The sequence below is a fragment of the Xanthobacter nonsaccharivorans genome, assembly GCF_043194755.2.
Taxonomy (GTDB): Bacteria; Pseudomonadota; Alphaproteobacteria; order Rhizobiales; family Xanthobacteraceae; genus Xanthobacter; species Xanthobacter autotrophicus_G.
Map to the genome: position 1 here is coordinate 3935914 of NZ_CM195526.1, position 26419 is coordinate 3962332.

The 26419-nt window shown below is 66.5% G+C and carries 24 protein-coding genes; 8 read left to right on the forward strand and 16 right to left on the reverse strand.

The window, feature by feature from the left end:
* Window positions 1-73: 73 nt before the first annotated feature.
* The gene (locus V5F59_RS17985; protein ID WP_393976574.1) at window positions 74-970 is read right to left on the reverse strand and encodes a TetR/AcrR family transcriptional regulator; all 897 of its coding nucleotides are present in this window, start codon (window positions 968-970) and stop codon (window positions 74-76) included.
* 211 nt (window positions 971-1181) lie between these two features.
* Between V5F59_RS17985 and V5F59_RS17990 the strand changes: the two genes are divergently transcribed.
* Together V5F59_RS17990 and V5F59_RS17995 are read left to right on the forward strand one after the other, a co-directional pair.
* The gene (locus V5F59_RS17990) at window positions 1182-1493 is read left to right on the forward strand and encodes an NIPSNAP family protein (protein ID WP_393976575.1); all 312 of its coding nucleotides are present in this window, start codon (window positions 1182-1184) and stop codon (window positions 1491-1493) included.
* A gap of 11 nt (window positions 1494-1504) precedes the next feature.
* Entirely contained in the window at window positions 1505-2881 is a 1377-nt protein-coding gene (locus V5F59_RS17995) for an L-serine ammonia-lyase (protein ID WP_393976576.1), read from the forward strand.
* A 333-nt stretch (window positions 2882-3214) separates the two neighbouring features.
* Here the strand turns inward: V5F59_RS17995 and V5F59_RS18000 are convergent, their stop codons facing one another.
* Complete coding sequence (locus tag V5F59_RS18000; RefSeq protein WP_393976577.1) at window positions 3215-4822, reverse strand: arylsulfatase; 1608 nt, start codon at window positions 4820-4822, stop codon at window positions 3215-3217.
* 586 nt (window positions 4823-5408) lie between these two features.
* On the opposite strand from V5F59_RS18000, the gene V5F59_RS18005 reads away from it, so the two are divergent.
* The 3 genes from V5F59_RS18005 to V5F59_RS18015 all read left to right on the forward strand — a co-directional run bounded on the left by V5F59_RS18005 (window position 5409) and on the right by V5F59_RS18015 (window position 6736).
* On the forward strand, window positions 5409-5699 hold the full coding sequence (locus V5F59_RS18005) for a hypothetical protein (RefSeq protein ID WP_393976578.1): 291 nt from the start codon (window positions 5409-5411) through the stop codon (window positions 5697-5699).
* A gap of 151 nt (window positions 5700-5850) precedes the next feature.
* Window positions 5851-6348 carry an AraC-like ligand-binding domain-containing protein gene (locus V5F59_RS18010; protein ID WP_509211110.1) on the forward strand — a complete coding sequence of 166 codons (498 nt, stop codon included), beginning with the start codon at window positions 5851-5853 and terminating at the stop codon, window positions 6346-6348.
* Window positions 6349-6388: 40 nt separating this feature from the next.
* On the forward strand, window positions 6389-6736 hold the full coding sequence (locus tag V5F59_RS18015) for a helix-turn-helix domain-containing protein (RefSeq protein ID WP_393976579.1): 348 nt from the start codon (window positions 6389-6391) through the stop codon (window positions 6734-6736).
* Window positions 6737-7062: 326 nt separating this feature from the next.
* Here V5F59_RS18015 and V5F59_RS18020 read toward each other — a convergent pair whose 3' ends face one another.
* The 10 genes from V5F59_RS18020 to V5F59_RS18065 all read right to left on the reverse strand — a co-directional run bounded on the left by V5F59_RS18020 (window position 7063) and on the right by V5F59_RS18065 (window position 20309).
* A complete protein-coding gene (locus V5F59_RS18020; protein ID WP_393976580.1) occupies window positions 7063-9978 on the reverse strand; it encodes a VCBS domain-containing protein in 2916 nt (971 codons plus the stop codon).
* An 89-nt stretch (window positions 9979-10067) separates the two neighbouring features.
* On the reverse strand, window positions 10068-11366 hold the full coding sequence (locus tag V5F59_RS18025) for an HlyD family type I secretion periplasmic adaptor subunit (protein ID WP_393976581.1): 1299 nt from the start codon (window positions 11364-11366) through the stop codon (window positions 10068-10070).
* Between the two features lie 19 nt (window positions 11367-11385).
* Window positions 11386-13056 (reverse strand): type I secretion system permease/ATPase, encoded by a 1671-nt coding sequence (locus V5F59_RS18030; RefSeq protein WP_393976582.1) that lies wholly within the window; start codon window positions 13054-13056, stop codon window positions 11386-11388.
* Between the two features lie 292 nt (window positions 13057-13348).
* Window positions 13349-16291 carry a VCBS domain-containing protein gene (locus V5F59_RS18035; protein ID WP_393976583.1) on the reverse strand — a complete coding sequence of 981 codons (2943 nt, stop codon included), beginning with the start codon at window positions 16289-16291 and terminating at the stop codon, window positions 13349-13351.
* A 323-nt stretch (window positions 16292-16614) separates the two neighbouring features.
* Window positions 16615-17292: a hypothetical protein gene (locus V5F59_RS18040; protein WP_393976584.1), complete on the reverse strand. Its 678-nt coding sequence runs from the start codon at window positions 17290-17292 to the stop codon at window positions 16615-16617.
* Window positions 17293-17303: 11 nt separating this feature from the next.
* On the reverse strand, window positions 17304-17810 hold the full coding sequence (locus V5F59_RS18045; RefSeq protein WP_393976585.1) for a hypothetical protein: 507 nt from the start codon (window positions 17808-17810) through the stop codon (window positions 17304-17306).
* Window positions 17811-18073: 263 nt separating this feature from the next.
* Window positions 18074-18685, reverse strand: a complete 612-nt coding sequence (locus V5F59_RS18050) for a hypothetical protein (RefSeq protein ID WP_393976586.1) — start codon at window positions 18683-18685, stop codon at window positions 18074-18076.
* A 40-nt stretch (window positions 18686-18725) separates the two neighbouring features.
* Window positions 18726-19367, reverse strand: a complete 642-nt coding sequence (locus V5F59_RS18055; protein ID WP_393976587.1) for a hypothetical protein — start codon at window positions 19365-19367, stop codon at window positions 18726-18728.
* A gap of 5 nt (window positions 19368-19372) precedes the next feature.
* Window positions 19373-19660 (reverse strand): hypothetical protein, encoded by a 288-nt coding sequence (locus V5F59_RS18060; RefSeq protein ID WP_393976588.1) that lies wholly within the window; start codon window positions 19658-19660, stop codon window positions 19373-19375.
* Window positions 19661-19781: 121 nt separating this feature from the next.
* A complete protein-coding gene (locus V5F59_RS18065; RefSeq protein ID WP_393976589.1) occupies window positions 19782-20309 on the reverse strand; it encodes a response regulator transcription factor in 528 nt (175 codons plus the stop codon).
* Between the two features lie 134 nt (window positions 20310-20443).
* Between V5F59_RS18065 and V5F59_RS18070 the strand changes: the two genes are divergently transcribed.
* Entirely contained in the window at window positions 20444-21532 is a 1089-nt protein-coding gene (locus V5F59_RS18070; RefSeq protein WP_393976590.1) for a sensor histidine kinase, read from the forward strand.
* On the forward strand, window positions 21529-22305 hold the full coding sequence (locus V5F59_RS18075; protein ID WP_393976591.1) for a LytR/AlgR family response regulator transcription factor: 777 nt from the start codon (window positions 21529-21531) through the stop codon (window positions 22303-22305). Before V5F59_RS18070 ends, V5F59_RS18075 begins: the two co-directional genes overlap by 4 nt.
* A 96-nt stretch (window positions 22306-22401) precedes the next feature.
* On the opposite strand, the gene V5F59_RS18080 is transcribed toward V5F59_RS18075, so the two are convergent.
* The 4 genes from V5F59_RS18080 to V5F59_RS18095 form a co-directional block, all read right to left on the reverse strand.
* The gene (locus tag V5F59_RS18080) at window positions 22402-23127 is read right to left on the reverse strand and encodes an ankyrin repeat domain-containing protein (RefSeq protein WP_393976592.1); all 726 of its coding nucleotides are present in this window, start codon (window positions 23125-23127) and stop codon (window positions 22402-22404) included.
* Window positions 23128-23132: 5 nt separating this feature from the next.
* A complete protein-coding gene (locus V5F59_RS18085; RefSeq protein WP_393976593.1) occupies window positions 23133-23477 on the reverse strand; it encodes a hypothetical protein in 345 nt (114 codons plus the stop codon).
* A gap of 203 nt (window positions 23478-23680) precedes the next feature.
* Window positions 23681-24430, reverse strand: a complete 750-nt coding sequence (locus V5F59_RS18090) for a hypothetical protein (RefSeq protein WP_393976594.1) — start codon at window positions 24428-24430, stop codon at window positions 23681-23683.
* A complete protein-coding gene (locus V5F59_RS18095; protein WP_393976595.1) occupies window positions 24369-25169 on the reverse strand; it encodes a hypothetical protein in 801 nt (266 codons plus the stop codon). Before V5F59_RS18095 ends, V5F59_RS18090 begins: the two co-directional genes overlap by 62 nt.
* Before the next feature lie 319 nt (window positions 25170-25488).
* On the opposite strand from V5F59_RS18095, the gene V5F59_RS18100 reads away from it, so the two are divergent.
* Window positions 25489-26340, forward strand: coding sequence for an alpha/beta fold hydrolase (locus V5F59_RS18100; RefSeq protein ID WP_393976596.1), 852 nt, complete (start codon window positions 25489-25491; stop codon window positions 26338-26340).
* Window positions 26341-26419: the final 79 nt, after the last annotated feature.

Below are 26419 nucleotides of genomic sequence, written 5' to 3' on the forward strand. Positions count from 1 at the left end.
TCCGCCATCCGGCTCATGAAGGGGAGCTTAGAACAGGGATAATTAAGTCGTCAATTGACGTCTTAGCTGATCGTCATCGATTGACGCTGTGCGGCGCGCCGGAGCAGGCCGCCACGGCGGCCCGGAATCCGCCGAGGAACTGCGCCACATGGATGCCGACGATGGTCGCCTGATCCACCTTCTGGGGGAAATTGTAGAGATGGCGACGGATGGCGTAGTGCGAGAGGGCGCCGTGCAAGGTCCAGCCGATCTCGTGCTGCAGGTCGGCATCGGCAGGCACCTTGACGCCCTGCTCGCGGCCGGCCTCGGCCACGACGATCTCCAGGAGCTGGAGAATCATGGACGAGGTGTAGTTGGGCGCCATGCCCACGTCGGCCAGCGACGAGTACATGAACAGCCGCAACCAGCGATTGGTGAAGACGGTGGAGAAATAGTCGTCGTAGAAGCGGATCAGGCGCTTCTCCAGCGGCATGCCGCGGTCGGAGAGCTCGGCGAACCACACCGCCTTGAATGGCCCCACGATGGCGGCGCGGTACACCTCCTCGAGCAGCGCCTCCTTGGTCGGGAAATAGCGGTAGAGCAGGCGCTGGGAGATGCCGCAGGCGGCCGCCAGGCCCCGGGTTTGAGCGGTCAGGCCATATTCGGAGAAGAAGTCCGCCGCCTGCTCCAGGATCTGCCGGCGGCGGTCCTGCGGGCTCATGCGCACCCGGTCGGGCCTGGCGGCAGACTTGGTGGCAGACTTGGTGGCGGGTTTGGAGGCAGACCTGGTGGCAGGCTTGGCGGCGGCCGTTGCCCCGGCCTTGGCAGAGGCCCTGCTTGCGGGCACCTTCGCCGCCCGGCCGGCCGCGGGCTTGGCCGCGCCGCTCGACGGCCCGGCAGCAGCCTTGGCGTCCGGCTTCGGCTCCGCCTTGGCCGCAGCGGCCCGCTTCGCGGCCGCATTCTCCTTAAGGGCGGTCGATTGTGCCTTCACGATCCATGTCCCCGAAATGCATTGCCTCTCCGAGGCCTCGGACTGTGCCCGATCCTGCGCCATGTTGCAAATTTTCACGCCATTTAAGTCGTCAGTTGACGACTAACATGGATGATCTAGGATCGCCCGTGTCGCCTCCGGCCGACGCCGCACGCCGCCTCTCGGGGTGGCCCGGCGCGCCGATACGGCCCTGCTCCCTGGATGCTCCGCCATGATCTTCGAACACCGCACCTATCGCGTCTCGCCTGGCAAGGCTGCCGAATTCCTCAAGTTCTACGAGGTCGAGGGCCTGCCGCTGATCTCCCGTTATGCCCGCCTCATCGGTTGCTGGACCACGGAAAGCGGCGTGCTGAACTCGGTGCTGTTCATCTGGGCCTATGATGATCTCGGCCACCGCACCGCACAGCGCGCCAAGCTCGCGCAGGACGCCGAATGGCAGGCCTTCGTGCCCCGCATGCTGCCCTATCTGGTGCACCAGGAGAGCTTCTTCCTGACCCCGGCCTCGTTCTCGCCCCTGAAGTGATCGGTCGCGCGATGTCCGTGAGCGCCTTCGACCTGTTCCGCATCGGCATCGGCCCCTCCAGCTCCCACACGGTGGGCCCCATGCGCGCCGCCGGGCGCTTCCTCGCCGAGCTGCGGGAACGGGCGCTCATGGGCCGCGTCGCCCGGCTGCAGGTGGAGCTGTTCGGCTCCCTTGCCCTCACGGGCGAGGGCCACGGCACACTGCGCGCCGTGGTGCTCGGCCTCGCCGGGCTCAGGCCCGAGGCCATGAACCTGGAGTTCGGCGCCCACCTCGTGGCGGAGGTCGCGCGCACCGGCCGGCTGGTTCTGCCCGGGTGCCACGCGATCGCGTTCTCGGAGGCCACCGACATCGTGCTGCACCGCGACCGCACGCTGCCGGGACACCCCAACGGCATGCGTTTCGCCGCCAGGGACGCGGCCGGGGCGGTGCTGGCGGAGCGGGACTATTACTCCGTTGGCGGCGGCTTCGTGGTCGCCGCCGACGAGACGGCGACGCCAGAGGCGGAGGGCCCGGCATTGCCCTATCCCTTCCGCTCGGCCCAGGACCTGCTCGAGCAGGCAGAAGCGCACGGGCTGACCATCGCCGAGCTCGCCTTCGCCAATGAGGCGGCCCAACGCCCGCCGAAGGCGGTGCGGGACGGCCTCGACGCCATCTGGGCCGCCATGCGCGCGTGCATCGAGCGGGGGCTGGCCACGGAGGGAGAGTTGCCCGGGCCGTTCCGTGTGCGCCGCCGTGCGCCGGCCCTCCACCGTCGGCTCATGGCCGGCGACGGCTTGAACGACGCCGGCGGGCGTCTCAGCGGGCTCGACTGGGTGACGCTGTTCGCCATCGCGGTGAATGAGGAGAACGCCGCGGGCGGCCGGGTGGTGACGGCGCCCACCAACGGCGCGGCGGGCATCGTCCCGGCGGTGCTTGCCTATTTCCACCGCAGCCGGCCCGAGGCCGTCGCGGGCGCGACCCACGACTACCTCCTGACCGCTGCCGCCATCGGCGCGCTCTACAAAACCAATGCCTCCATCTCCGGCGCCGAGGTGGGCTGCCAGGGCGAGGTGGGTGTGGCCTGCTCCATGGCGGCGGGGGGCCTTGCCGCGGTGCTGGGCGGCACCAACGCCCAGATCGAAAACGCCGCCGAGATCGGCATGGAACACTGCCTGGGCCTGACCTGCGACCCTGTGGGCGGGCTGGTGCAGATCCCCTGCATCGAGCGCAACGCCCTCGGCGCGGCCAAGGCCATCACCGCCGCCCAGCTGGCGCTGTCCGGCGACGGCCAGCATTACGTGACCCTCGACAAGGTGATCGAGACCATGCGCCAGACCGGTGCCGACATGCAGGCCAAGTACAAGGAAACCTCGCTGGGCGGCCTGGCGGTGAACGTCACCCTGTGCTGACCTCAGCCGCCCACCCGGCAGGCCGGACGCGGCGCGCCCGCCGAACCTGACCCCGAGCGACGCTGACCATGTCCGGCTTCGGGCCGTCTGCTTGCAGCGCAGCCGACAGGCTGGAGCTGACCGCCAAACCGGATAGAGCCGCCTGGCGGCTGGCAGCCTTGCGCAAGCCCCTTGGTGAACGAATGGAGCGGAGGACGCTCTATCGCGCTTTATCCTGCTGGACACGGGCGCGAAGCTGGAAGAGGAGCTGCCGGGCCTGCCCGCGCCCATAAACGCCACAGGCGCGGGAGAGGATCCCGCGCCACCACATGATCCCTTTCAGCAGCGGTCGGCTCACTTGGCCGCGGGGGTGGTCGCGGCCTGATCGACTTGCGCCTTGATGGCCGACAGGTTGAAGCTGGCGCCCTGCTGCATCGGGGGGAAGTCGACGGCTGTCTGCGCGAGCTTGGCCACTTCCTGCTGCGCGAACACGAAGCGCCAGAACTGATCGACGAACCAGCTGTAGTAGTTGAGGGATCCACTGTTCGAGGTCGGCATCCCCGTGCGCTCGAACGGGTCGAGCCTGAGATTGGTCAGGATCGGCCAGTCCACCTTGACCGTCGCGCCCAACCAGCCCGAGGGCTGATCAGTAAAGCGATACTTGTAGTCGCCGATGCGCACCGCCGAAAGCGTGCTTTCGGTGAAGTAAAAGACTTCGTTGCGCGCTGATGCTCCCTTGCCGGTGATCAGGTCCATCTGATTGTAGCCGTCGAGATGCACCTTGTACGAGCGGTCCCCGAGCTGCTTACCCTTCTTCAGTTCGTCCACGATGTTGGCATCGCCGGCCGCTGCCACCAAAGTTGGGAACCAGTCGAGGCCGGAGACGATACTGTTTTCGACCTTGCCCGCGGGCACCTTGCCGGGCCAGCGCAGCAGCGCAGGCACGCGGAAGCCGCCCTCCAGGCCGGTTCCCTTGCCGCCGGCGAACGGCGTCTGGCCCCCGTCCGGCCAGGTGAAGTTCTCTGCGCCGTTGTCGGTGGTGAAGACGACGATGGTGTTGTCGTCGACGCCCATGTCCTTCAGCTTCTTCAGGACGCTGCCCACCACGTCGTCGAGCTGCGCCATGCCGGCCTCCTCGATGGACCAGCCGTTTTCGGGCGTGCGCAGGTTCTCGTACTTGTCCGAAAGGTGGGTAATGACATGCATGCGCGTGGGATTGAGCCACACGAAGAACGGCTTGCTGTCGGCCTTGGCCTTGTCGATGAACTTCAGCGTGAAGTCGAGGATTTCGTCGTCGACCGTCTTCATCCGCTCCGGATAGAGCGTCCCCGCATCCTCGATGCGTTGTTTTCCGATCCTGCCCCAGCGCGGCTGCTCGGTGGGATCGTCGGTGGTCGTGGCCCAGCTGTGAACCATGTTGCGCGGGCCCACGCGATCCAGCAACGCGGGCGGATAGTTGCGATGCGAGGGGTCTTCCATCGCATCCAGGTGGTAGAGGTAGCCGAAGAATTCGTCGAAGCCGTGCACGGTCGGAAGGAATTTGTTGAGGTCGCCGAGGTGGTTCTTGCCGAACTGCCCGGTGGCGTAACCCATGGCCTTCAAGGTGGTGGCGAGAGTGACCGCCTCGTCCGGTATGCCGAGCGGCGAGCCGGCCTGGCCGACCGTGGTCAGACCGGTACGGATCGGCAGTTCCCCGGTGATGAAATTGGCCCGGCCGGCGGTACAGCTCGCTTCGGCGTAATAATCGGTGAAGCGCATGCCCTCGCTCGCCAGTCGGTCGAGGTTGGGCGTGCGGCCGGCCATGATGCCCTGATTGTAGGCGCCGACATTATACCAGCCGATGTCGTCGCCCATGATGACGACGATGTTGGGCTTGCCGGCTTGCTGTGCGTGAACGGAGTCGGCAAGGCCAAAAGCGGCCAGAGCCGCCAGTGCCAGCCTCATGCGAGGAATAGCGAACATAGGAGCGTTCCTCCCCTTTGCCCTCAGCCTCATTCCGGCCGTGCGTGACGAAACGGGGACGCCGCGATCGCAGTGTGCACTTTCCGGGAACTCTGCACTCTCCCTTCCCGCGATGCCGCTACAGGGTACATTACGCAGATGAACTATCGATCTAAAGTTTTTGTGATTCCCGATCGGGCAGTTTAGCTGAACAAATCTGGCGGTAAGACATGGAGGCACAGACGCAATGATGCCGGCGGTCGGCGCTACTTCCTCGTCGCGCCCGGCCGGGAGCTTTCGTCGCGTCGACGGGTCCTGCCCGAGTGCAGGCGCGTCAACCGCTCCTGCACGCCAAGCGTCGCCATGGCCTTATCGGCGCAGCGATGCCGTTGCAGCGCGCGGTCGCCAGCGCGGCCTCATCCTTGGGACAGCTCCGGGGCGGGGGCACGCGGTGCCTGGAATCCCATTTTCATCGCCTCGGCGTCCCAACGTAAGCGCTGCGGTCGGCAACGGCTGGCAAACGTCCGTCCACTCGGGATAAGTCGGTGCGCTCGCTCGTTCGCGCCGGCACGGAAGCAATGCATCGCGCGCAACGGGACGCCTTGTAATGCTGGTCCAGGCGCTACAGGGCGCAACAGAAGGAAACCTGGATGAAGACGAACAGGCCCGTTGTCTGCCCGAGGTGCTGATCGCCACGGCGGTGCTCTTCACATCCTCGACACCGAGTGGCGCCTATTTCTATCATCACGGCGGGCACCCCGGCGGGGCAATTGCAGCCGGCATCGTCGGCCTGGCCGTGGGGGCTGCGGTGGCCGGGAGCGTGCGGCGCGACGCGTATGTCTACGGGCCGCCTGTGGACAATATGGTATTCGAGGCTTCTCGTGAAACAACTGAATGAAAATCTGTTTTTGTCGACAGACATGATAGAGGCCAAGCTTCGCGATGAATTCTGGCGTTACATTTCAAGCCTCATATATTAAGTCGACCCCTGGCAGGAAAAGGGACAGGAAGGCCTGATTGGAAGCGGCCTTTCACGCCCATTCGGGGCGATGACTGTTGGCATTACGAAATTCAACGACCAGAAAGTCAGGCGCACCCGTCAGATCGTGACACGATCCGCCCTGGAAATGTGCGTGGTGCAATTGGCCCTCGCGGGTCAAGCCCAAGGCGATTTTGGTGGAATTGATGCCGATATCGGGCTTGGCGATATCCTCATTCACGATCTGACACAGGTGATGAGCGGCCAGATTACTGCAGGTTCACGTCTTTGCATCGTGGTTCCACGCGCGGATCTGCAGCGCCTCGTGCTAAGAAACAATCTCCACGGCATTGTGCTGCGTGCAAAAAATCCCAGAACCCGCTTGTTGTCGGAATATTTGATCGGCCTGGATAAAGTTCTCGCCGATCTGCCGCAGGATGCCATCCCGGCAGCGCAGGAAGCCCTGCTGATACTCCTGGCGTCCGCCATCAATGGCAGGGACGGCAACAGCGCCGAGGACACCCCCCCTCAACCTGCCGATGAGACAACGCGTTATCGACTACATTGATCGGAATCTGTCGAATCATGGTCTCAGCCCCCAATCGATCATGACCTACTTTCGCGTTTCGCGATCGCATCTTTATCGCTCGTTTGAGGAGGATGGCGGGATTGCCAAGATCATTCGCGATCGACGACTTGATTTTGCCTATCGGACCTTGCTGAGGCGCGACGCAAAACCGCCTTCGATGAAAGAGGTTGCACATCGCAGCGGCCTTTCCGACGGGGTACATTTCGCGAAGATATTCAAGGATAGATTCGGCATATTGCCCATCGAGGTGCGCACCGGTGAGGGGCTTCCGCCGGAGACATGGAATCGGCTGTCATCTCTACATGACTACTTTTGCGAGCAGGCATCAGAGTTTGACTTTCCCGGAAAAGCAACGACAAAGCCCTGACTTTATGCTCCAGCGTGCGCGTGAGCACGCTTTTCCAAGCCCCTCAGCCAAGGCCGCAACGGCGGATGCCGGCTGAGCGGGGCGGGATGGTGGCGGGTTGGTCGAGCTCGCTCTGGGAGAACAAGCCAACGGCTGTTGCTGGCGCCGCACGCCAGCACCTGTTCTCGTTTTCAGATTGTCGCGCTACCCTTTCCGTCAACACGAGCGCCCCTGCCCCTCTTTGACGAGGCCGTATCCACCTTTAGAGCGCACCAACCGCTTTACACGATCCCCATTATTGAAGTGGTCATCAAACTTCGCCTCGTCTGCGGCTGAGCGGGGCTGGTCTAGATCAGTGAATGCCCCTCGTCTTGGCCCATGTGAAGGGCGTTCCAAAGACGAGCGGCGATCGCCTCGGCGCCGTCCGCGGGACCGGCCCCCAGCACGGACTGCCCCGCCCCAGATTGCGGGAACTGATCCAAGACGGTGTCAACGAGATCTTTGAAGCCAGGGGCGAAATCAGGCCGCGACGCGTTCAGGGCTCCCAGGTGGAAGTCTGCAAACGGAGCGACTTGCTCCTCCGCCGACGCGTGAGGACGCGTGCTGCCCAAGGCCGAGACGCGCGCCTCGAGCACACCAGGATGGTTGCCAAGATCATCGTTGATCCCGGAGAGGATCGCGGTGACGGAGGCCCACAGATCGGCGCCATCCGCCTTCGCCGCTCCCGAATCCGCCGCCGCGCGTGCAAAGGTTGCGACCGCAGGGGTCTCGCTGCCGGTGCCTGTCAACGTCACCGTCACATCCTGCGTGGCGGTGCCGCCGTAGCCGTCGGAAAGGATCAGGGTGAACGTCTCGGTGCGGGTTTCGCCGGCGGCGAGAGGCTCCACCTTTGCCTCGTCCACGGTGTAGGTCCACACCACGGCGCCAGCGCCGTCCCTGTCCCCCACCACCTTCGCCGTGACCGTGCCCAGCGTGTCGGACGTCGGGACGACGGCCACCGCGTGCGTGTCGGCCGCGTCCCGGTCCGCGTAATAGACCGTGCCGATGACCGTCAGGGTGGTCTTCGCCGCATCTTCGGTCAGGGTTGCGTTCGTCACCGAAGACGCGGCGAGCGGAAGCATGAAGACGTCGGCCTGGCCGTTGGTGTCGCCCGCCACCAAGTTGGACGCCCCGGACGCGAAGACCAGATAGGCGCCATCCGGCGAGAAGGTCGGATCGAAACTCATTCCTGTCGGGTTTTGGGCAAAGCGCGCAACGGCCCCCGTGGTGAGGTCCTTGATGAAGATGTCGGAGATGCCCTCCGTATCTCCGGGCACGAGGTTGGACGAGGCGGATGAGAAGACCATGCTGGTGCCGTCCGGCGAGAAGGCGAACGACCCGCTTGTCAGGCCGTTGCCCATGATGCCGGCCGCGTCGGAGCTCACCAAAGTCAGCTCGCCGGTGGTGAGGTCCTTCACGAACAGCTGCGCGGAAGCATGGGCCGCGCCGGGGATGACGTTCCACGGGTCGGACAGGAAGGCGACCTTGGTTCCATCGGGGGAGAAGACGACAACGTTGTCCGACGCGTTCGCGCCCGACGCGAGCGTCACCTCGCCAGTGGCGAGGTCCTTCAAATAGATCGACGGCGTGCTGAAGATGCCCGGTGAGACTTCGCTCGCAAAGGCGAAGAACGCGATCTTGCTGCCGTCCGGTGAGAATGTGGCGTTGGAGGGTATGCCGGCGAAGCCGGCTCCGGGCGCATCGCTCGATATGCGTGTGACCACGCCCGTGGCGAGGTCCTTGATGAAAAGGTCGGCGTGGCCGTTGGTGTCCCCCGCCACCAGATTTGACGCTCCAGACACGAAGGCGATCCTGGTCCCGTCCGCCGAGAAGACCGGCGTATGGCTCCAGGAGTTGGCCTGCCCGCCGGCCGCGTCGGTGGAGATGCGGGTGGTCGTGCCAGTGGCGAGATCCTTGACGAAGATGTCCCCGGTTTCGTTCGTATCGCCGTCCACGAGGTTGGAGGCATACGAGACGAAAGCGACCTTCCCGCTGTCGGCCGAGAAGGCGAAGGTGTCGGTCGGGCCGGAATTCCCCGCAGCGCCCGCCGAGCTGGACGACACGAGGGTAACGCTGCCCGAACCAAGATCCTTGACGAAGATCTGCCCGGTCGCGGCCGGCATCGGCGCGGGCGCGTCAGGCAGATTGGAGGCGGACGACCAGAAAGCGACCTTGTTGCCATCGGGAGAAACGATAGGGCCTTGGCTGAACCCATCCCCGCCTTGCCCCATCGATCCGACCGATACGAGAGACATGCCCCCGGCCGGGCCCGATGCCAGGAATGCCGGCGCCTCGTTGTCGAAGGCCAGCGTCACGTGGGCACTCGTGCTGCTCTTCTGCGCATCCGTGAAGGTGAAGGTGACTTGGCGGGACGCGCTTTCCGAAACCGTCGCGGTGGACCGGTAGGACACCTGCTCGGCAAGCGCGGTTATCTGCGCGTCGGAGATGGCGGCATTGCCCTTGAAGGTGATCGCCAGATCCCGCCCCGAAGCGCCGGCGCCAGAGACGCTGCCCACGACCTTGCCGTCGAGATAGAGCTTGGTTCCCGTGATGCTGAAGGGGCCCGAGGAAAGATAGAGAGTGTCGTCGGCCGTCGCTCCATCCACATGGACCACGAGCTTGCCGCCCTTGAACCCGACGCCGTCGGGATCGGCGACGCTCAGGTTGCCGTCGATGACGACGCCCACGCCGGCAGCCGCCGGCGTGTGGGAGGAAACAGGGCCGAAGCTCGAGATCTCGGGAGCGTCGTTTTCCGCCTTCAGCTTGAGCTTCATCGTCGAGACGATGGAGCTGGTTGCCTCGTCCTGATCCGCCCGGAAGGTCACTGTTCTGGCGGCAGTCGGCGGCGCGTCTCCCGTGTAGGAATAGGCGACGGCCCTGGCGAGGGCGGTCATCGCAGCGTCGTCCACCGGCTCGCCGAGCAGCACGGTCAGCCCGCCGGGTCCTGTCATGACGGTGCCGATCTGGACGCCCTCGTAAAAGGCGACCGTGCGGCCGGAGGTGTCGGTTCCCAGAGTGATTCCACCGACCTCGGCGATGGAAAGGTGATCGTCCAGGGTTGCGTTGGCGAGGCTGATGTTCAGCGCGCCGGAGCTGAAGCCCGTGCCGTCAGGGCTGGCGACCTTCACATTGGAATCCAGAACCACCGGCCCGGCATTCACGGTGTTTTCGGCGAGCGTCTTGTTACGGTCGAGCCCACTGAAGGGGGATTTCTTCGCCGCCATTCCCGACCGCTCCCTGCGCTGATATGCAACCCTGCATAGCAGGCGGGAAAGCCGAAATCCAACGCTGATTCCCTAAGGGAATGACCAGCTCAATCGTGGCGGAAGGCGCGCATCAGCTGGTCTTCCACCGGCTTCACCAGATAGGCCAGCGCAGTGCGGCTTCCGGTGCGGATGAAGGCCTCCACAGGCATGCCGGGCACCAGAGACTTGCCGCCGAGCTTCGCGGGCTCGCTCTCCTTCAGGGCGATCCTGACGAGGTAGAAGGGCTGGCCGCCCTGGGCATTGCGCGAGAGGTCCGCAGCAACCCGCTGCACAACGCCTTCAAGCTGAGGCGTGGTGGCGCTGTCGAAGGCGGAGAAGCGCAGGGTCACGTCCTGGCCCACCTTCAGGCGGTCGATCATCTGGGGCTCGACGCGCGCCTCGATGACGAAGCCATCATGTTCCGGCACGATCAGCATGATCTGCTCGCCTGCGCCGATCACGCCGCCCACCGTATGCGCCGTGCTCTCGTGCACATAGCCGCTGGCCGGGGCCCGCACATCGAGCCGCTGGAGCTGGTCCAAAGCGGCGATCCGCCGCTCCACGAGGTCGGCGATCTTCGCCTCCACGTCCCGCGAGTCGGTCGCCACCTCCCGGCGCTGCTCCTGGCCGAGCTGGAGGATCTGCAGCTCCGTCTCGGCGATGCGGCCGCGGGCACGGGCGACCTCGGCCGTCAGTTGGCCGGCCTCGCCCGAAAGCCGGGCCGCCTCGCGCTCGAGGCTCGTCAGGCGGGAGAGCGCGACGAGATTGGCCTGGAACAGCTTGCGCACGCCCTCGAGCTCGACCTTGATGATCCGGATCTGCTCCTGCTTGGAGGCAATCTGGGCCTGGAGCCCGCGGATCTCCTCCCGGGTCTGCGCCATGCGTTCGCGCAGCTGGGAGACCTGGCCTTCGAGCGCGCTGCGACGGGAGCGGAACAGGGTCGTTTCGCCCGCCACGATGGACGCGACCGCGGGATCCTCCGAGCGCGCCAGCTCGGCCGGCAGGTCGAGGGTATCGCGCCCGTCACGTTCGGCTTCCAGGCGGGCTTTTCGCGCACGCAGCTGGTTGAGCTGATTGTCCACCATGGCAAGGCCGGCGCGGGCGGTGGTCTCGTCCAGGCGCAGGAGGACGTCGCCCGCCTTCGCCACGTCTCCGTCCGTGACGCGGATCTCGGCCACCACGCCGCCGGCGGGATGCTGGACGCGCCGCACGTTGCTCTCCACCACCACCTGGCCGGGCGCGATCACGGCGCCGGCCAGCGGCACGGTGGTGGCCCAGACGCCGGCCGTGCCCAGCAGAATCGCCAGGGTGCCGAGGCCGGCGAGGCCGGCCCTTCTGATGTCCCGGTGCGGGTTCATGCGGGACATTCTGCCCTTCCGCCTGCTCTCATGCCCGCTCGGCGACGATGCGAGGCTTCGGTACCTGGTCTTCGGCATTGGCCGAACGGCTTGCCAGCGCCCTCTTCAGCACCTCGTCGCGCGGGCCGAAAGCCTGCATCCGGCCTTCGGCCAGAACGAGGACGAGGTCGGCCGTCGCCAGCGCCGCCGCCCGATGCGCAATCACCACGCAAATGCCGCCGCGTGCCTTGACGCCGCGGATGGCGCCCACCAGCGCCGCCTCGCCCTCCGCGTCGAGGCTGGCGTTGGGCTCGTCCAGAACCACCAGGAAGGGATCGCCGTAGAGCGCCCGGGCCAGGGCGAGGCGCTGGCGCTGGCCGCCGGACAGGATGCCGCCGCTCTCGCCGATGCGGGTCGCGAACCCCTGCGGCAGGCGCAGGATCATGTCATAGGCGCCGGCCGCGCGGGCGGCGGCGCGCACCGCCTCCTCCGTCGCTGCGGGATCGAAGCGGGCGATGGTCTCCGCCACCGTGCCGTCAAACAGCTCCACGTCCTGCGGCAGGTAGCCCAGCATGGCGCCGCGGTCGTCTTCCGGCCATTGGTCGAGGGTGGCGCCGTCGAGCCGCAGCTCGCCCCGTGCCGCCGGCCACACGCCCACCAGCACGCGAGCCAGAGACGACTTGCCGGACGCGGAAGGGCCGATCACGCCCAGCACCTGCCCGGCCTCCACCGCAAAGCCCACCTGGGAGAGGATGGCGGTGGACGCCCCCGGCGCCGCCACGCTTATCTGGTCCAGGGTCAGCCGGTGTCGTGGCCGCTCCGGCGCGACCGGCAAGGCAACGGGACGCGGCGCGCCAAGCGCGTGGCGCAGCCGCTGCCACGCCTGGCGCGCCGCAAGAAACGGGCGCCAGGAGGAAATCGCCAGCTCCACCGGCGCCAGGGCTCGGCTGGCAATGACGGAGGATGCGATCATGACGCCGGACGAGGCTTGCCCCTCGATCACCAGCCAGGCGCCCGCGCCCAGCATTCCGGACTGGAGCATGAAGCGCAGCACCTTGGAAACGGCGCCGAGACCGCCGGAAATATCCGCAGCCCGCTGCTGGGCGGCAACGGCGGCGTCGCCGTGGATATCGAGCCGGTCGACCAGGCGCCGGGTGAGACCCAGAGCGGCCACCACTTCGCCGTTGCGCCGCGCCTGCTCCAGAAGCGCGCCGCGGGCGGCTCCGGCACGGCCCGCCTCCTCCACCCGGCGTCGCGTTCCGACCTCCGTGAGGAGCGTGAGCGCCACCAGCAGGGAGGCGCCTCCAACCAGGATGATGCCGAGCAACGGATGGAGCAGGAAGCACGCCGCCACATAAAGCGGGATCCACGGCAGATCGAAGAGCGCCATGGGTCCGAGGCCGGACAGGAAGGTGCGGACGGCGTCGAGGTCGCGGGCCAGCGTCGTCCCGCCCTCGTTGCCGCGCAACGCGGCATTCCTCAGGATGGCGCGCGCGACCTCGCCCGACAGCGCCTGATCGAGCGCCACCCCGATGCGCCCGAGGATCCGCTGCCGCAAGGCATCGAACAGCCCCTGCACCGCATAGACCACCGCCACCGCGATGGTGAGGGCCACCAGCGTCGGCACGCTGCGCGACGGGAGCACCCGGTCGTACACCTGCAGCATGTAGAAGGAGCCGGCGAGCATCAGGATGTTGACGGCTGCGGAGAACAGCGCCACCGCCAGGAACGCCCTGCGACAGGAGGACAGCGCGCGCGAGGGCAGATCGCCGTCGGAAGCTGCGCCCGTCCTACGCTTGCTGGATGCGCTGCCCGCGGCGCTCGTCGGTTGCAAAGTCACGCCCTGATCATGCACAGCGCCCGGACAGGGCGGAGCCTGCCTTTTCCTTTAAGCTGTAGACGCCAGAAATACCACCCCACAACACATCCATGCCCGCCCTGCGCGGGGCATTCGCTCCGGCCAGCGTTGAGGCTTGACCGGAGCAGGGCCGCGGAACAGGCGGTGGCTCACTCTAGATGAGGGAATGACCGCCGTCGTGAGTGCCGTGGAGCGCGTCCCACAGGTGGGTCGCAATGGCCTCCGCCCCATCGGCCATCTCGTGGTGCGCGGTCGCCGTCTTGCCGGTCCCGTGGGCCGAAGCCTGGCTCCAGAGGGTATCCAGCAGGTCGACGAGCTCAGGCTGCAGATGGGCCGCGATCTGCGCCAGATCCGCGCCTTCTCCCGCGTGCGGGGCCGGTCCGTCGGAGGCCCCTGCGGGCCCCTTCGGATGCGCGGCTTCCAGCGCTACGGCCCGCTTTTCCAGAACCTCAAGGAGCCCGGGAAGCACCTCGCTCGCCCCGGACAGGCTGGCGGCCACCGACGCCCAGAGGTCCGGCGCCTCCACCCGCGCCTGCGTGGTCTCCGCCGGGGCGAAGGCGAAGGCCGCGATGGTCGGCGATGCTGCGCCGTCGCCCGTCCCGGTCAGGGTGACCGTCACGTCCTGGGTGACGGTGCCGCCGTGGTGGTCGTCGAGGGTCAGCGCGAAGGTCTCGACCTTGGTTTCGCCGGCGGCGAGCGGCTCGACCTTGCTCTCGTCCACCACATAGGACCAGACCACGCCGCCGGTGCCGTGCACGTCGCTCACCACCTTGGCGGTCAGCGTCCCCAGCGCCCCATCCGGCGCGGCGACGCTCACCGTGTGCGTGTCGGCCGTATCCGCATCGGCGAAATAGACCGTGCCGGCGGCATTCAGGGTCTTGCGCGCCGGATCCTCGGTCAGCGTGGCGGTGGTGACGGAGGACGTGGGGACCGGCGCCATGAACACGTCGCTCTCGCCGTTCGTGTCTCCGGAGACGAGGTTGTTGGCGACGGACGTGAAGATCACGTGCGCGCCATCCGGCGTGAAGACGGGGCTCGTGCTGGAGCCGGTGGCGAAGGGTTCGACGCGTGTCAAAGCCCCGGTCACGAGGTCGGCCACGAAGATGTTCGAGGTGCCGCCGGTATTGCCGGGCAGAGTCGATTCCGAGGAAGAGAAGACGATCTTGGTGCCGTCGGCCGAGAAGGAGAAGGTGTCGCCGACGACCCCGTCATTCGGCAGGACCCCGCCGGGCGAACTCACGCAGGTGATTTCACCGGTCTGAAGATCCTTCACATAGAGATGGGTGCCCCACATCTCGCCGCCCGGAACGACGGAGCTTTCGTTGGACACGAAGGCGACCTTGGTGCCGTCCGGCGAGAAGACCGGGCGAACCTCATGGGCGCTCGCGGCGGAGACGTAGGTCACATCGCCGGAGGCCAGATCCTTCACGTAGATGCACAGACTGCCGCCAACAATATTGGGCCCGGACTGGTTGCCGAAGGCAACGAACGCGAGCTTGGTGCCGTCAGGCGAGAATACAGGATTGAACCCGCTGGTCGTGGTGGAGGAGCCTGTCTCGTTGATCGATACCTGGGTCGTGACGCCTGTGGTCAGATCTTTTACATACAAGCCGCTGCCATTGGTATCGCCCGCAAGGTTTGCCAGTCCGGATTCGAAGGCGACCTTGGATCCGTCGGGTGAGAAGACTGGCCTCGCACTCCACGCATTTATCTGTGTCCCCGCAGAATCGGTCGATATGCGTGAAATCACGCCGGTGTCGAGGTCCTTGACGAACACATCGCCGGTCCCGTTGGTGTCCCCTTGTACCAGGTTCGACGCAGACGAGACGAATGCCACCTTGTGGCCATCCGGCGAAAACGAGATGTCAGGAGTTCCGTAAGTATCCGGCGTATTGGCGTTGCCGGGGACACCCGAAGCGTTCGCCGACACCACCGTCACCGCGCCTGTCGAAAGGTTCTTTACGAGAAGCTGGTCATGGCCAAGGGTGGCGGCGCCGGAAATGTTGGCCGCGGAGGACGCGAACGCGACTTCCGTTCCGTCCGGAGAGATCACCGGGAAGAAGCTCGCATTGTTGCCCTGCTCACCCGTGGCGCTGACCGAGATGCGCGTCGTCCAGTCCGTGGGGCTGGCCGACAGAAAGGCCGGGGCCTGGTTCTCGAAAGCGAGCGTCACGTGCGTGCTGACCGCGCTCTTCTCCGCGTCGGTGACGGTGAAGGTCACGTCGTGCGGAGTGGTCGGCGCGCTCGGCGCGGTCGACCGATAGGAAACCTGCTCCATCAGCGCGCTCATCTGCGCATCGGAGATGGCGACGTTGCCCTTGAAGGTGAAGGCGAGGTCGTGGCCGGACGCGCCATTGGCGGACACTGTGCCCACCTGCTTGCCATCGAGATAGAGCTTGGTGCCGGAGATGCTGAACGGGCCGCTTGCCAGATAAAGCTGGTCCGTGGCGGTCGCGCCGTCGAGGTGCACGGCAAGCTTGCCGCCCTTGAAGCCCGTTCCATCGGGATTTGCCACATGCGCGTCGCCGTCGATGACGACGCCGCCTGTGGCGCTCGCCGGGGTGTGGGACGAGACGGGGCCGAGGCTTGAAACGACCGGCGCATCGTTCTCCGGCTTCACCTTCAGCTGCATCGTCGCGGCGGTCGAGGTGTGTTCGGCGTCGGTGGCGGTGAACGTCACTGCGTGGGCCGCGCTGGAAGGGGTATCACTCGGATTCGAATAGGCGATTGCGCGCGCGAGAGCCGTGGCGGCGGCATCGCTCACAGGCTGGTCGAAGCTGACCGTGAGCGCCGAGCCGTTCTGGCCAGACGAAGTCTCCGTGCCGATCCGCACGCCGTTGTAGAAGACATAGGTCGCGCCGCTGCCGGCATCGGTCTCGACGGTGATGCCTCCGACCTCGGCGATGGAGAGCCTGTCGTCCGCGGTGGCGCCGGCCAGCTTCACGCTCAGGGCGCCACCCTGGAAGCCCGTGCCGTCAGGATTTTTCAGGGTGACATTGGAATCCAGCACCACGGGTCCTGCGTTCACCGTGTTTTCTGCCAGAGTCTTGTTCCGGTCGAGCGCGCCAAAGGTGGGGGTCGTCTTCTTCGCGGGCATTTCTGCAACTTCCCTGACAAGCCATACAAGCATGAGTAGCGTTGGCGATTGTCACGGTCCACCCCCGATCGGTCGTGGCGCAAACAAATATCATATGTCGTCAGAGAGAAATCGCATCTTACCTAGCGGAATATTCCGCAAGGGAATATTGGGCGCTTGAGCGATTACTGCGGGGATGCGCTGGACTGCGACATCCAGGTTCGAACGAATCCTGCGCTCCTCGCGATCGAGCCGAAACAGGCGCTTGCGATTGATCACGAAGCCCCCCGCCTGAGCAGCACGTGCAGGCGACGATGCACTCTGCGACGGGGGCGTCGTCTTTTTCAGGGGCCGAAGGGAAACAGCCGTACGGACTTTCCCGCCCATGCGGGGCGCTGCGGCGGCGGCAGATCGGACTCGTGATAGGGATCGACAGTGTAGGAGACCAGATCGAATCGGGTCGTGGCATGGTTCAGCTTCCAGCGCCCCGTGGTCCCGGCCTCGCCCTGCAAGCTCCAGGGCGTCGTGCTGGTGATCGTGCCGGTCGCGGGGTCGAATTTGCCCTCCGGCAGCGCGGTCAGCGTCTCGAACCCCGTCACGGAGACGGGCCGCGCCAGCTCCACGCGCACCGCCTCGTCCCGGTACTGAAAGGTGAACACGGGGCTTGCGAAGTGCAGAAGCCGGAAACGACCATCGAACGACCACCAGACCAGGAAGACCCTCGTGGTCTGGGCACCGGAATTGTCGCAGTAGAGATCGTAGAGGCGCGTCTCCACCCGCCCGGATGCGGAGAGGAGCTCCACCCGGTCCGCCCGCGTCAGGTTCGGATTGTCGCGATCGTCGCAGGGAACATCCGTGTGCTGATGGAGAAAGATGCGCGCCTGGGTGAGCGAGGGCGCCTCCTGCGGCCGGATGTCCTGAGCGTGGGTGATCTGCCCCAACGCCAGTATTGCCGGCACGAGCAGCAGGGAGCGGAGCATCGTCTTCGTCCCATCGCGCGACAGGGAGGGCACGTCAGGCATGGCGAGCCCTTTCAACGGCGGGTGCGGCGAATGTCCGCCGCGAGATACCAGCATCCGTCGAGCGGAACGAACAGCAGCGTGCCATGGCCCGGCCGATCGGGAGCGTAGCGCTTGCCGTCGAGATCATAGGGCGTACCGAGGTTTTCCTCGCCTTCGAACGGCGCACGGTAATGCACGCGGGTCCAATCCACGGCGATGCGATTGGTCTGGCTCAGATTGAGCTCGGTCAGCACGTGCTCGTCGTCATCCCCTCGCTTCAGGGGCTGCGCGGACTTCCACTGGAAATCCACCATGCGAATGGGGAAACGGTCGTAGGCCGCGCGCGGGATGAGCGTCGTCTTTCCCGCACCCTTGGCGTCCAGCTCCGAGTATTCGACCGTATCGTCCGTGAACCTGCGGCGCACCGCGGGCGACTGCACCACCAGATTGAAGAACGCCTTCGCGTCGGACGACTTGCAGGCCAGCTCCGCCTGCTCGACCTGTTGCGCCTCGAAAAGGCGGCGCTCCTCCTCGCTCATGCCCGGGCCACGCGCCTGCGCGGGTCGGATCGCATCCGCCGCCGGGAGGAGAAACAGGCACAGCAGGACCGCGGGGCCACGAAGGAAGGAAGGGCGCATTCGGCTCTCGGAATGTCGGGTTCTGGCGAGCCTAGGTCCGCCGGACGGGAGGTGTCGAGGAGCGGCGAGGCACCGGTACGCCGGGCGCATACCGGGCAAGGCGGCGCGGCATTCCTGCGGTGGGGCCGGGGTTTCCGAGGCATCCCCGCGCGGCTTCGGCAGGCTCACCATGGTTTGCAGCGGATCTCCCGATGCGCTTTCAACGCGCCCTTCAGCCCTGATGCTCCGGTTTCGAGCAGAAACCCGGCACTTTCGGCACGGATCGCCGAGGCGTCGAGCATCGCCTGCATCACCTCGTCCCAGAGGGCGACGGTCTCGAGACCGTCGTCGGTGGGCTGCAGGGCCAGGCGGTGGGTCTCTCGGCCTCCGGCATCCAGCAGCACCAGGGAGCCCGGCGTGCCGAAGATCCGCTTCACGGCCTCGTCGTCGGCCTTTCCGCCGGCCGCCGTGATCCCGGATCCGGCCCGGGTGGCGCCGACACGAAACCGCCAGTAGCCCTTCCCGGACATGGCGTCTTCACGGCAGCCGAAGACGAATTCGAACGTCGCTCCGCCCGGCAGGAGAAGCTCGCCCGCCGCGCCTTTCTCCGGTTCACCGAAGACATGCTGAACGCCACCGCGCCAAGCGTAGCTTGCGACCCACTCCGCATCCCGGCCGCGCTCCACGATCGCCGGCGGCGCGGCCCCCGCGCCGGAAGACATGGGGTCTGCCAGAAACGAGGTCGCGACCGTGAAGACGGAAAGCAACGCGATACGGGAACGCGGGGAAGGAGGCATGGAGGTCTTTCCCGGATGGTGCCGGCGGTCGAAGGAGGGGTCAGTCGCGGTGACAGACGAATTTCGTCTTCAGGTCCGCTTCGCCCGGGAAGATCCCGATCATTCCCGTCGCGAGCCGGAGGCGGGGGGTCTCGATCTTCAGCTGCGAGGCGCCCAGGAAGTCGCGGACGTCCTCCGGCTTGAGCGCTTCGATGGTCAGCGCCGCGTTGCCCGGCACGAGGGCGAAGCGCCGGAAGGGCTCATCGCGTTCGTCGAACAGAACCAGTTGCCCGGGTGTAGAGAGCGTGGCCCGCACGTCTTCGTCGAAGGCGCGCTCCTGGTCGCCGCTCAGCCCGGTCTGTGGTGCGGAGACCTCCACCTGGAACGTCCAACGGCTGCGGGCGGGGTCGAAACCATCGCACCCCAGGCGCAGGCGAATCCCCGCCCCGTTTAAAAACGACGATCGCGGGTCCGCAGCGTCCCCCTCCGGCCCCACGGTTCGGGTCATGCCGCCACCCAGCGCTCTGGTGTAGGTCCACTCGTGGGTGGTGGCGGTGTCGCGCAACACGAGCGGCCCGCCGGATGCGGCGATCGCCACGCCGCCAAGCGGCAGCAGGGCGAGCAGAGCGCGCGCTCCCGCGCCCGCCATGGCGGCGAGGGGTGAGCGGTGCGCGCGCGAAGATGAGGAACGGCCGGGACCCATCGCCGTCAATCCATCGCATGGACGCCGGCATCGAAGACGCGCCCGGCATCGGGTCCGTCCGGGATCTTCACGCGCAGCGCCGTCCAGTCCTCGTTCGCCTCGTAGCCGCCGTCGATCGTCGGGCGGCGATGGCCCCGGTCATGGGTCTCGTGTCTCAGCCCGGTCAGGCGGATCCGGCTGTCCTGGGGGTGGAAGGGATCCCGGGTCCAGTCTTCGAGCGTCGACGTACGATCCTGCGCGTGGAGCGGGACGGTGGGGATCAGGACCAAGGCGGCGGCATGCAGGGGCGTCATCGGCGGTCCCTCCGGGTGCGTCCGTGCCGCAGCCGTTGCACGCGGCACCAGTACGCATCGAGGTTTGCCGATCGGAGGCCGACCACGAATAATAGAACACGGTGAGACACGGCCGGCGCGGTCACGCGGCGGACCTCTCGGGGACACCGGCGCCGTCCGGAAGCAGGCGTCCCCCTGTCGTCACGCCAGTTCGACCCGATGTCCGGCCCCAGGCCTCGGCCTCATGGCGGGTCGAAAAATTGAAGGAGCGAAGGATCTGGGAGACATGATTGCGCACGGTGAAATGGGAAAGGGCAAGACGTCGCGCGATCTCCTTGTTGGAGAGCCCCTCCGCGAGCAGACCGAGCACGTCGCGCTGGCGTTCGGTGAGCATGGGCCGGTGACGATCCCGGCCGGTCTCTGCGCATTCCGACGTCGCCCCCGCGGGGCCGAGGACCACCGCGCCCTCCGGCAGCAGCGCCCGCATCGAAGCGAGGAAGGACGGCGCGTCCTTGGCGCGCATCGACACCAGAACCATGTGGTCGCCCCGGAGCGTGGCCGGCCGGTACGGGGGCGAGGACTGCGAGCCCGTTGAAAAGGCGATGCCGGACATGGAAACCTCTTGCGTCGGAAACCGGTTGCCGATCGAGTTCGGGAACAGGCTATCCATGGCCGAAGCCCGGTGCATTGGCGCTCCGACGGCAGGCTACCGCGCACCGACGAACGGCAGGCGTTTTCTGCGAATGGCGATGTGGCATCGACGAACGGCTGTGCCGGTGCCCACCGGCAAGGGGAGGCGGGGTGATGGAAAGCGAAACGAGAAGCTGCACCGTCCGTAAGGCCGCCCTGCGCTTCGGCCTCGTCTTCTGGGGCGGGGTCCTGATCTTCTCCAGCATCCTCTGGGGGCTCGTCGGGACCGACCCGATCGAATCCGCCCTCGGCAAGGTCGTCCATTACGTGCTCTGCTCGCTGATCACGGCGGGCATCTCGGTGCTGCTCTTCCGCCTGCACGAGTGGAGCAAGGTTCGCTCGCTGGATGTCTCGCTGCCCCTGCTCGTCCTGGCCTCCTTCCTCCTTTCGCTCGCCGCGGCGCCGCTCTGGGCGCTCCTCGGCTACGGCGTCTACGCGGTCTTCACCTGGCCCCAGCCGGCGGTCTTCGACTGGAAGGATTTCAGCTACGACATGGTCTATGGCGCGGCGCTCTTCTTCGGCTGGTCGTGTCTCTTCACCACGCTGCTCTTCAGCTTCGAGATCCACGAGCGCGAGCTCGCGCTCGCGGCGGTGCGCGAGGAGGCGCTCGCCGCCCAGATGCGCGCGCTGCGCTATCAGGTGAACCCGCATTTCCTGTTCAACACGCTCAATTCCGTGGCGGGCCTGATCGAGGAGGGGGACGGCGCCCGCGCCGGCAAGATGGTGCTCTCGCTGTCCGAATTCCTGCGCACGACCCTTTCCATCGATCCCATGAGCGACGTGCCGCTCGCCGACGAGCTCGCCTTGCAGGGCGGCTATCTCGCCATCGAGCGTGAGCGTTTCTCGGACAGGATGGCACTCAGCATCGACATGCCGGACGAGGTGCGCGATGCGCTCGTGCCGAGCCTGATCCTCCAGCCCCTGATCGAGAACGCGATCAAGCACGGCGTGAACGCCACCACGGGGCCGGTGGAAATCGCCCTGCGCGCCCGGCGCGAGGCGGATCGGCTGCATCTGGTGGTGGAGAACGACATGCCCCTTGAGGCACCATCGGCGGCCAAGCCGCCGGGGATGGGGGTGGGGTTGCGCAACGTCGCCGAGCGGCTGCGCAAGCGTTTCGCCGACGAAAGCGGCTTCAGCTCCGGTCCCGTCGCGCCGGGCCGCTTCCGTGTTTCGATCGATCTGCCTTGGAGATTGGCATGACCGGCGCTGGCGTGCTGGTGGTCGATGACGAGCCGCTGGCGCGGCGCAGGCTCGTGCGGATGCTCTCCAAGCTCGATTGGATCGGCCCTGTCGGGGAGGCGAAGGATGCCGCCGAAGCCCTTCGGAGCATCGCCGCGAACGAGCCCGACATCCTGCTGCTCGACATCCAGATGCCTGGCGGCAGCGGGTTCGACGTGCTTGAACGCCTGGGGTCCCGGGCGCCGGTGGTGGTCTTCGTCACGGCCTTCGATCACCACGCACTCCGGGCCTTCGAGGCGAATGCGGTGGACTATGTCACCAAGCCCGTCGAGCCCGCCCGTTTCGCTCGCGCGCTGGAGCGGGCGCGCCTCGCGCTCGAGGGGCGGACGCAGGCGGATCGGCTGGCGGAACTCGCGGAGACGGTCGCCGCGCTCAAGAGCGCGCTCGAGCACAAGCCGCCTCTCAAACGCGAATTCTGGGTCAAGGTGCGCGGAGAATATCAGCGCCTCGCGCTCGACAGCATCGTCTGGTTCCAATCGGAGCGGGACTATGTCCGCATCCATGTCGCCGGTGCAGCCCATCTTTATCAGGACAGCCTGGCCGGGATCGAGCGGGGCCTCGACGGCGACGCCTTCATACGCATCCATCGCGGCGCGATTGTCAGGCGCAGCGCCATCGTGCGGCTGCGCCCCGCCCCCTTCGGGGCGCTGATCGCCGTGTTGAGCGACGGCTCGGAGGTGCGCGTCGGGCGCACGTTCGGGCCTTCGGTGCGCGCGCGGCTCCTGAAGACTTAGAGCATTTCCTGGTTTTCACGGAATTGAGGACATGCTCCAGCGTATGAGTTGACGCGTTTTTCACGCGGACCGGTTTCCACTTCGCTCGAAAACGCTTTAGCGCTCCAGCGCGATGTCGCGGCTCGCAAGCCAAGCCGTCACGGCTTGCCTTGCCGCGCGTGCCCGAGCGTCGAGAACCCGCTCCGGGGTCATGAAGAAATAGGTCTGGAAGGTCTTGCCTTGCCGGTTGCGCGCGCCGGGTGGCGCGCCGTGCTCGAGCAGCGCCAGAACCTGGGCTGAATCACCAATCTGCGCCGCGATGTGCAGCGGCGTGTTGCCCATGGCATCGCTCGCGTCGAGACGGGCCCCGGCTTCACGCAACATCTCGACCTGAACCGCTCGGTTCCCGATCAGGGCTTCCATCAGGGGCGTGCGTCCGGTGTTCGCGTTGCGGGGATCCACACCGACGCGCCGCTCGAGGAGCATGCTCAGATAGGCGGTGTCATTTGCCCTCGCCGCGAAATGAACGGCACTGTCACCGTCGAGTCCCGTCAGCGCGGGATCCGCACCGAGATTGAGCAGGATGCCGAAGCCGATATGGCTTTTGTTGAACATCATCCATTGCAGCAGCGTGACATCGCCCGCCCCACGCGCGTCGGGGCTGGTGCCCGCACGCACCAGTTCGGCGGCGCGCGTGGCGTTGCGTGAAAGCGCGGCATCGGCCAATGCCGCGACCCCGGGGTCGGCAAAGATGTCGGCGGAGGAAGGACCTGCGACAGCGGGCGTAAGCGCACCGGCGGCGAGGACGCCGAGGCACGCCCGGCGGGAGAGGAGAAGGGTCATGCCCGTCACCTCACCGGCGGATCGAAGGTGCTCAGCGTGAAGCCTCTTTCGTCCTGGATCATCAATGTGCGCCCCTCGCATTCGCGGGTCGTCTTCTCGAAGCTGTGGCTGATCTCCATCTGGCCGAGGTCCGCGCGCATCTTCCCGTGGTGAAACCACAGCGTCGCCTCGTAGCGCAGGCGATCCGGCGCCAGCCTCTGCATGCCCTCGGTCTGGAGGGTCACCTCGCGGGTGGTGCCGTCGGAGGCGGTGGTTTTCGCCTCGACCGCCTTTCCGTCCTCCGCGGCGAGACTCTCCATCTCGGCGGCGCAGGCGGCGTGCGAGGCCAGCACCTTCGCGATCGGGGGCATCTGGAGCCGCCCGCCTGCCCTCGGCGAGGTCCCTGTGCCGAAGAACGCCAGGGCGATCATGCTGCATGAGATGATACCGGAACGGGGCATGTCGCTCTCTCGCGGGAGTGGGGGAACCCGCTTCGATCACCCATGCGTCCCTTCGGCGGATGCCGGGAGATCGGTCTGCGGGAAGACCTTCGGGACCCGGTCCGCAGCGGGTCTCAGGGTGTGCCCTGGCGGAGGATGCAGCCGCTGTTCGTCAGGTCCGTGCCGGGCGTGAACAGCGAAAAGGCGAACGTGGTCTCACCGGGCCCGGACGTGCCGCCGTCCATCCGGCCGGCGCGCACGAAGACGGCGGTCGGCGCGTCCGGCAGGTCGATGCGGTAGTAGGCGGCGTGCTCCTGCTCCGCCGGGCGACCGAGCGCGTCGCGCGTGCAGTCGTCCGCCAGCAGCACGATCTGCCCGTGCATCATCTGGCGACGCAGGATCACGGCATAGTCGGCGCTGGGGTAGGGCTTGCTCATCAGGATGAGATGCGGCCCCCGAAGCGCCGGATCGTTCGAGTTGGAAAAGCGGATCTCGAAGCTCGCATCGCCTTCATCGACCTTTCGCGTGGTCTGTGCAGCGCCCACGCCCACAGGGACCTCCACCGTGGCGAAACCGCGCAGCCGCAGCTCGCCCCGCAGCACGTAGGTATAGGCGTTGTCCTGCTCGCTATCGGCGGGGTAGCTGATCCCGTTCCATCCGATGCCGGGCAGCTCCTGCATGGCCATCTCGTCCCATCGCTCGGCAAAGGCGCGCAGCAGGATCTCCAGCGGGCCGGCCTCCGCGCGCGCCGGAAGGGCCGGCAGGAGCGCAGAAGCGATGTGAACGGCCACCAGCACGCGGCACGTTGAAACCGCCATGCTGTCACCCCCTCCCACGCGCCGCGAGGCAGCGGCGCAGTTTTTCGCGCGCGGCATCGCCGCCATGCCATTGGATGTCGAGCACCGCCTCACCCGCGACGGCGAGGTTGAAGCCCAGCTTGTCCTGCATGTTGGCGAGCAGGGCATCGGCGGTCGGAACCGCGAAAGCGATGACCCCGGTGGGGATCGAGAGGCTGCGATCGGTGTAGTTGAACGCCTGAACAGTCTGGGTCTGCCCGTCGTCCGACTGCGTGAGCGAGACGGAAATGGTGCGCAGCGCATTGGGCGTTGGAATCTTCGGCCCCCAGAAGGTGAGCAGCGCGCCGCGATAATCCGCACCCGGGCCGGAAACACGCACGAACCCGTCGAGGTTGACGAAGAGCGCTGCGCAGAACTCGCCGGGCTTCCTGTCGTTGGTGTCCTGAAAGAAGTGCCACTGGCCTCTTCTCACCGCCTGAAAGCGGGGATCTTTGGACATCTTGTCGCTTTTTTCGATGGTCCCCTTGGCACCGCGCACCATGCCGACCACGGCGTCGAGGTGCTGTCGGGTCGGGTCCGGGGCCTGCTCGGCTTCGCGCCGGGCGTCGATGCGGCGCTGGCGCGCCTCCTCCTGGCTGGCCGCGTAGTCCTCGGCGGTCTGCCGCGCCGTTTCGACACTCTGTTCATGGAGCTGCCGGTGATACTCGCAGGTGCTCGGATGGTTGGAGCAGGCCGCGGCGGGCAGAGCAGGCAACATCAGTCCGACAGCGGCGAGAAAAAGAACCGGAACCGCAAGGCGGAAAGACCGGAGGGTCTCGGAACTCACCTGTCGGCTTCGCCGCACATCAGCAGGGATCGGAAACGGCAGTGTCGAACCTGTTCTCACGCAGCTTCCCCTATCGAGAGACGGTGCTCACGATAGTGAAATGCCAGCGCACGGTCAGTCCTCGAAAGGTACCGGTGCATCGGGCCCTCGATCATATTTCAACGTGGCATTTCGGGTCTGACGCAGTCGCTCCGGGCAACGCACCGGTACGCCGACCTCGCTCAACTTCCGCCCCCGTCGATATTAGCTTCCATCGGTCGGCAGCCACTTGAGGATCCGGGCGCCACCGCGCGACCGTGAGCTGGCCCGGGGAGATTTCATGAACCGTATGTCCAAGCCTCTCCACTCGCGACCGTGGGGTGGTGCCACTGTTCTTCTCACCGTGAGCCTCGCACTCGGCGCCTGTTCGACGATGGAAGGGGTCACGACTTCGGTCATCGCTGAAAGACGGGTGGAGTATGTGATCGCCGGGTATGGCGCACCGGCGGTGGTGTTGGAGAATGGCCTCGGCGGCGGGCTGGAGTGGTGGGCGAAGGTGTTTCCGGAAGTCGCCAAGGAAACCAAAGTCTTCGCTTATAATCGCCCCGGCACTGGGGCGAGCAACGATGTCTCGACGCCACGCGATGGCGACCACATCGTCGAGGAGTTGCGACAGACCCTGCGTGAGACGGGGATCGCTCCGCCTTACGTTCTGGTCGGCCATTCTCTCGGCGGGCTCTACATGCAGCTCTACGCGCGGCGCCATCCGAATGAGGTCGCAGGTCTCATACTGGTCGATTCCACACATCCCGAACAATTGAAGGGGGCCGGCGCGCGTGAGAACTGGCCGGCCTGGGCGAAGGTCGCATTCGAGACGGTGACATCGAAGACCGCGCAGGAAGAACTGGCGGCCATCCCGGCAACCGGCGCGGCCGTGCTGGCTCTGCCACCACTCGAGGGAAAACCGGTGATCGTGCTCTCAGCGAAGGGGCCGATGAGCGAGACATCCGAGATCGCCCGTGACGCCAACGCCAAACGCGTCGACATCGCCCGTCTGCATCCCGGGGCAAGACAGGTGTGGGTGGACAGCGGCCACGGCATCCCTTTGGAAAAGCCTGAAGCAGTCGTCGCCGCCATTCACGAGGTGTTGGTGACGGTGCGAGCCAACGCCGTCGCGCGTGGACAAAAATGACGCCCTGATCCCCGGGTGACGATCGGCGCATGGGTGCGGTCTGCACACCAACCATCGAGAGATCGGACGCGCTCGCACC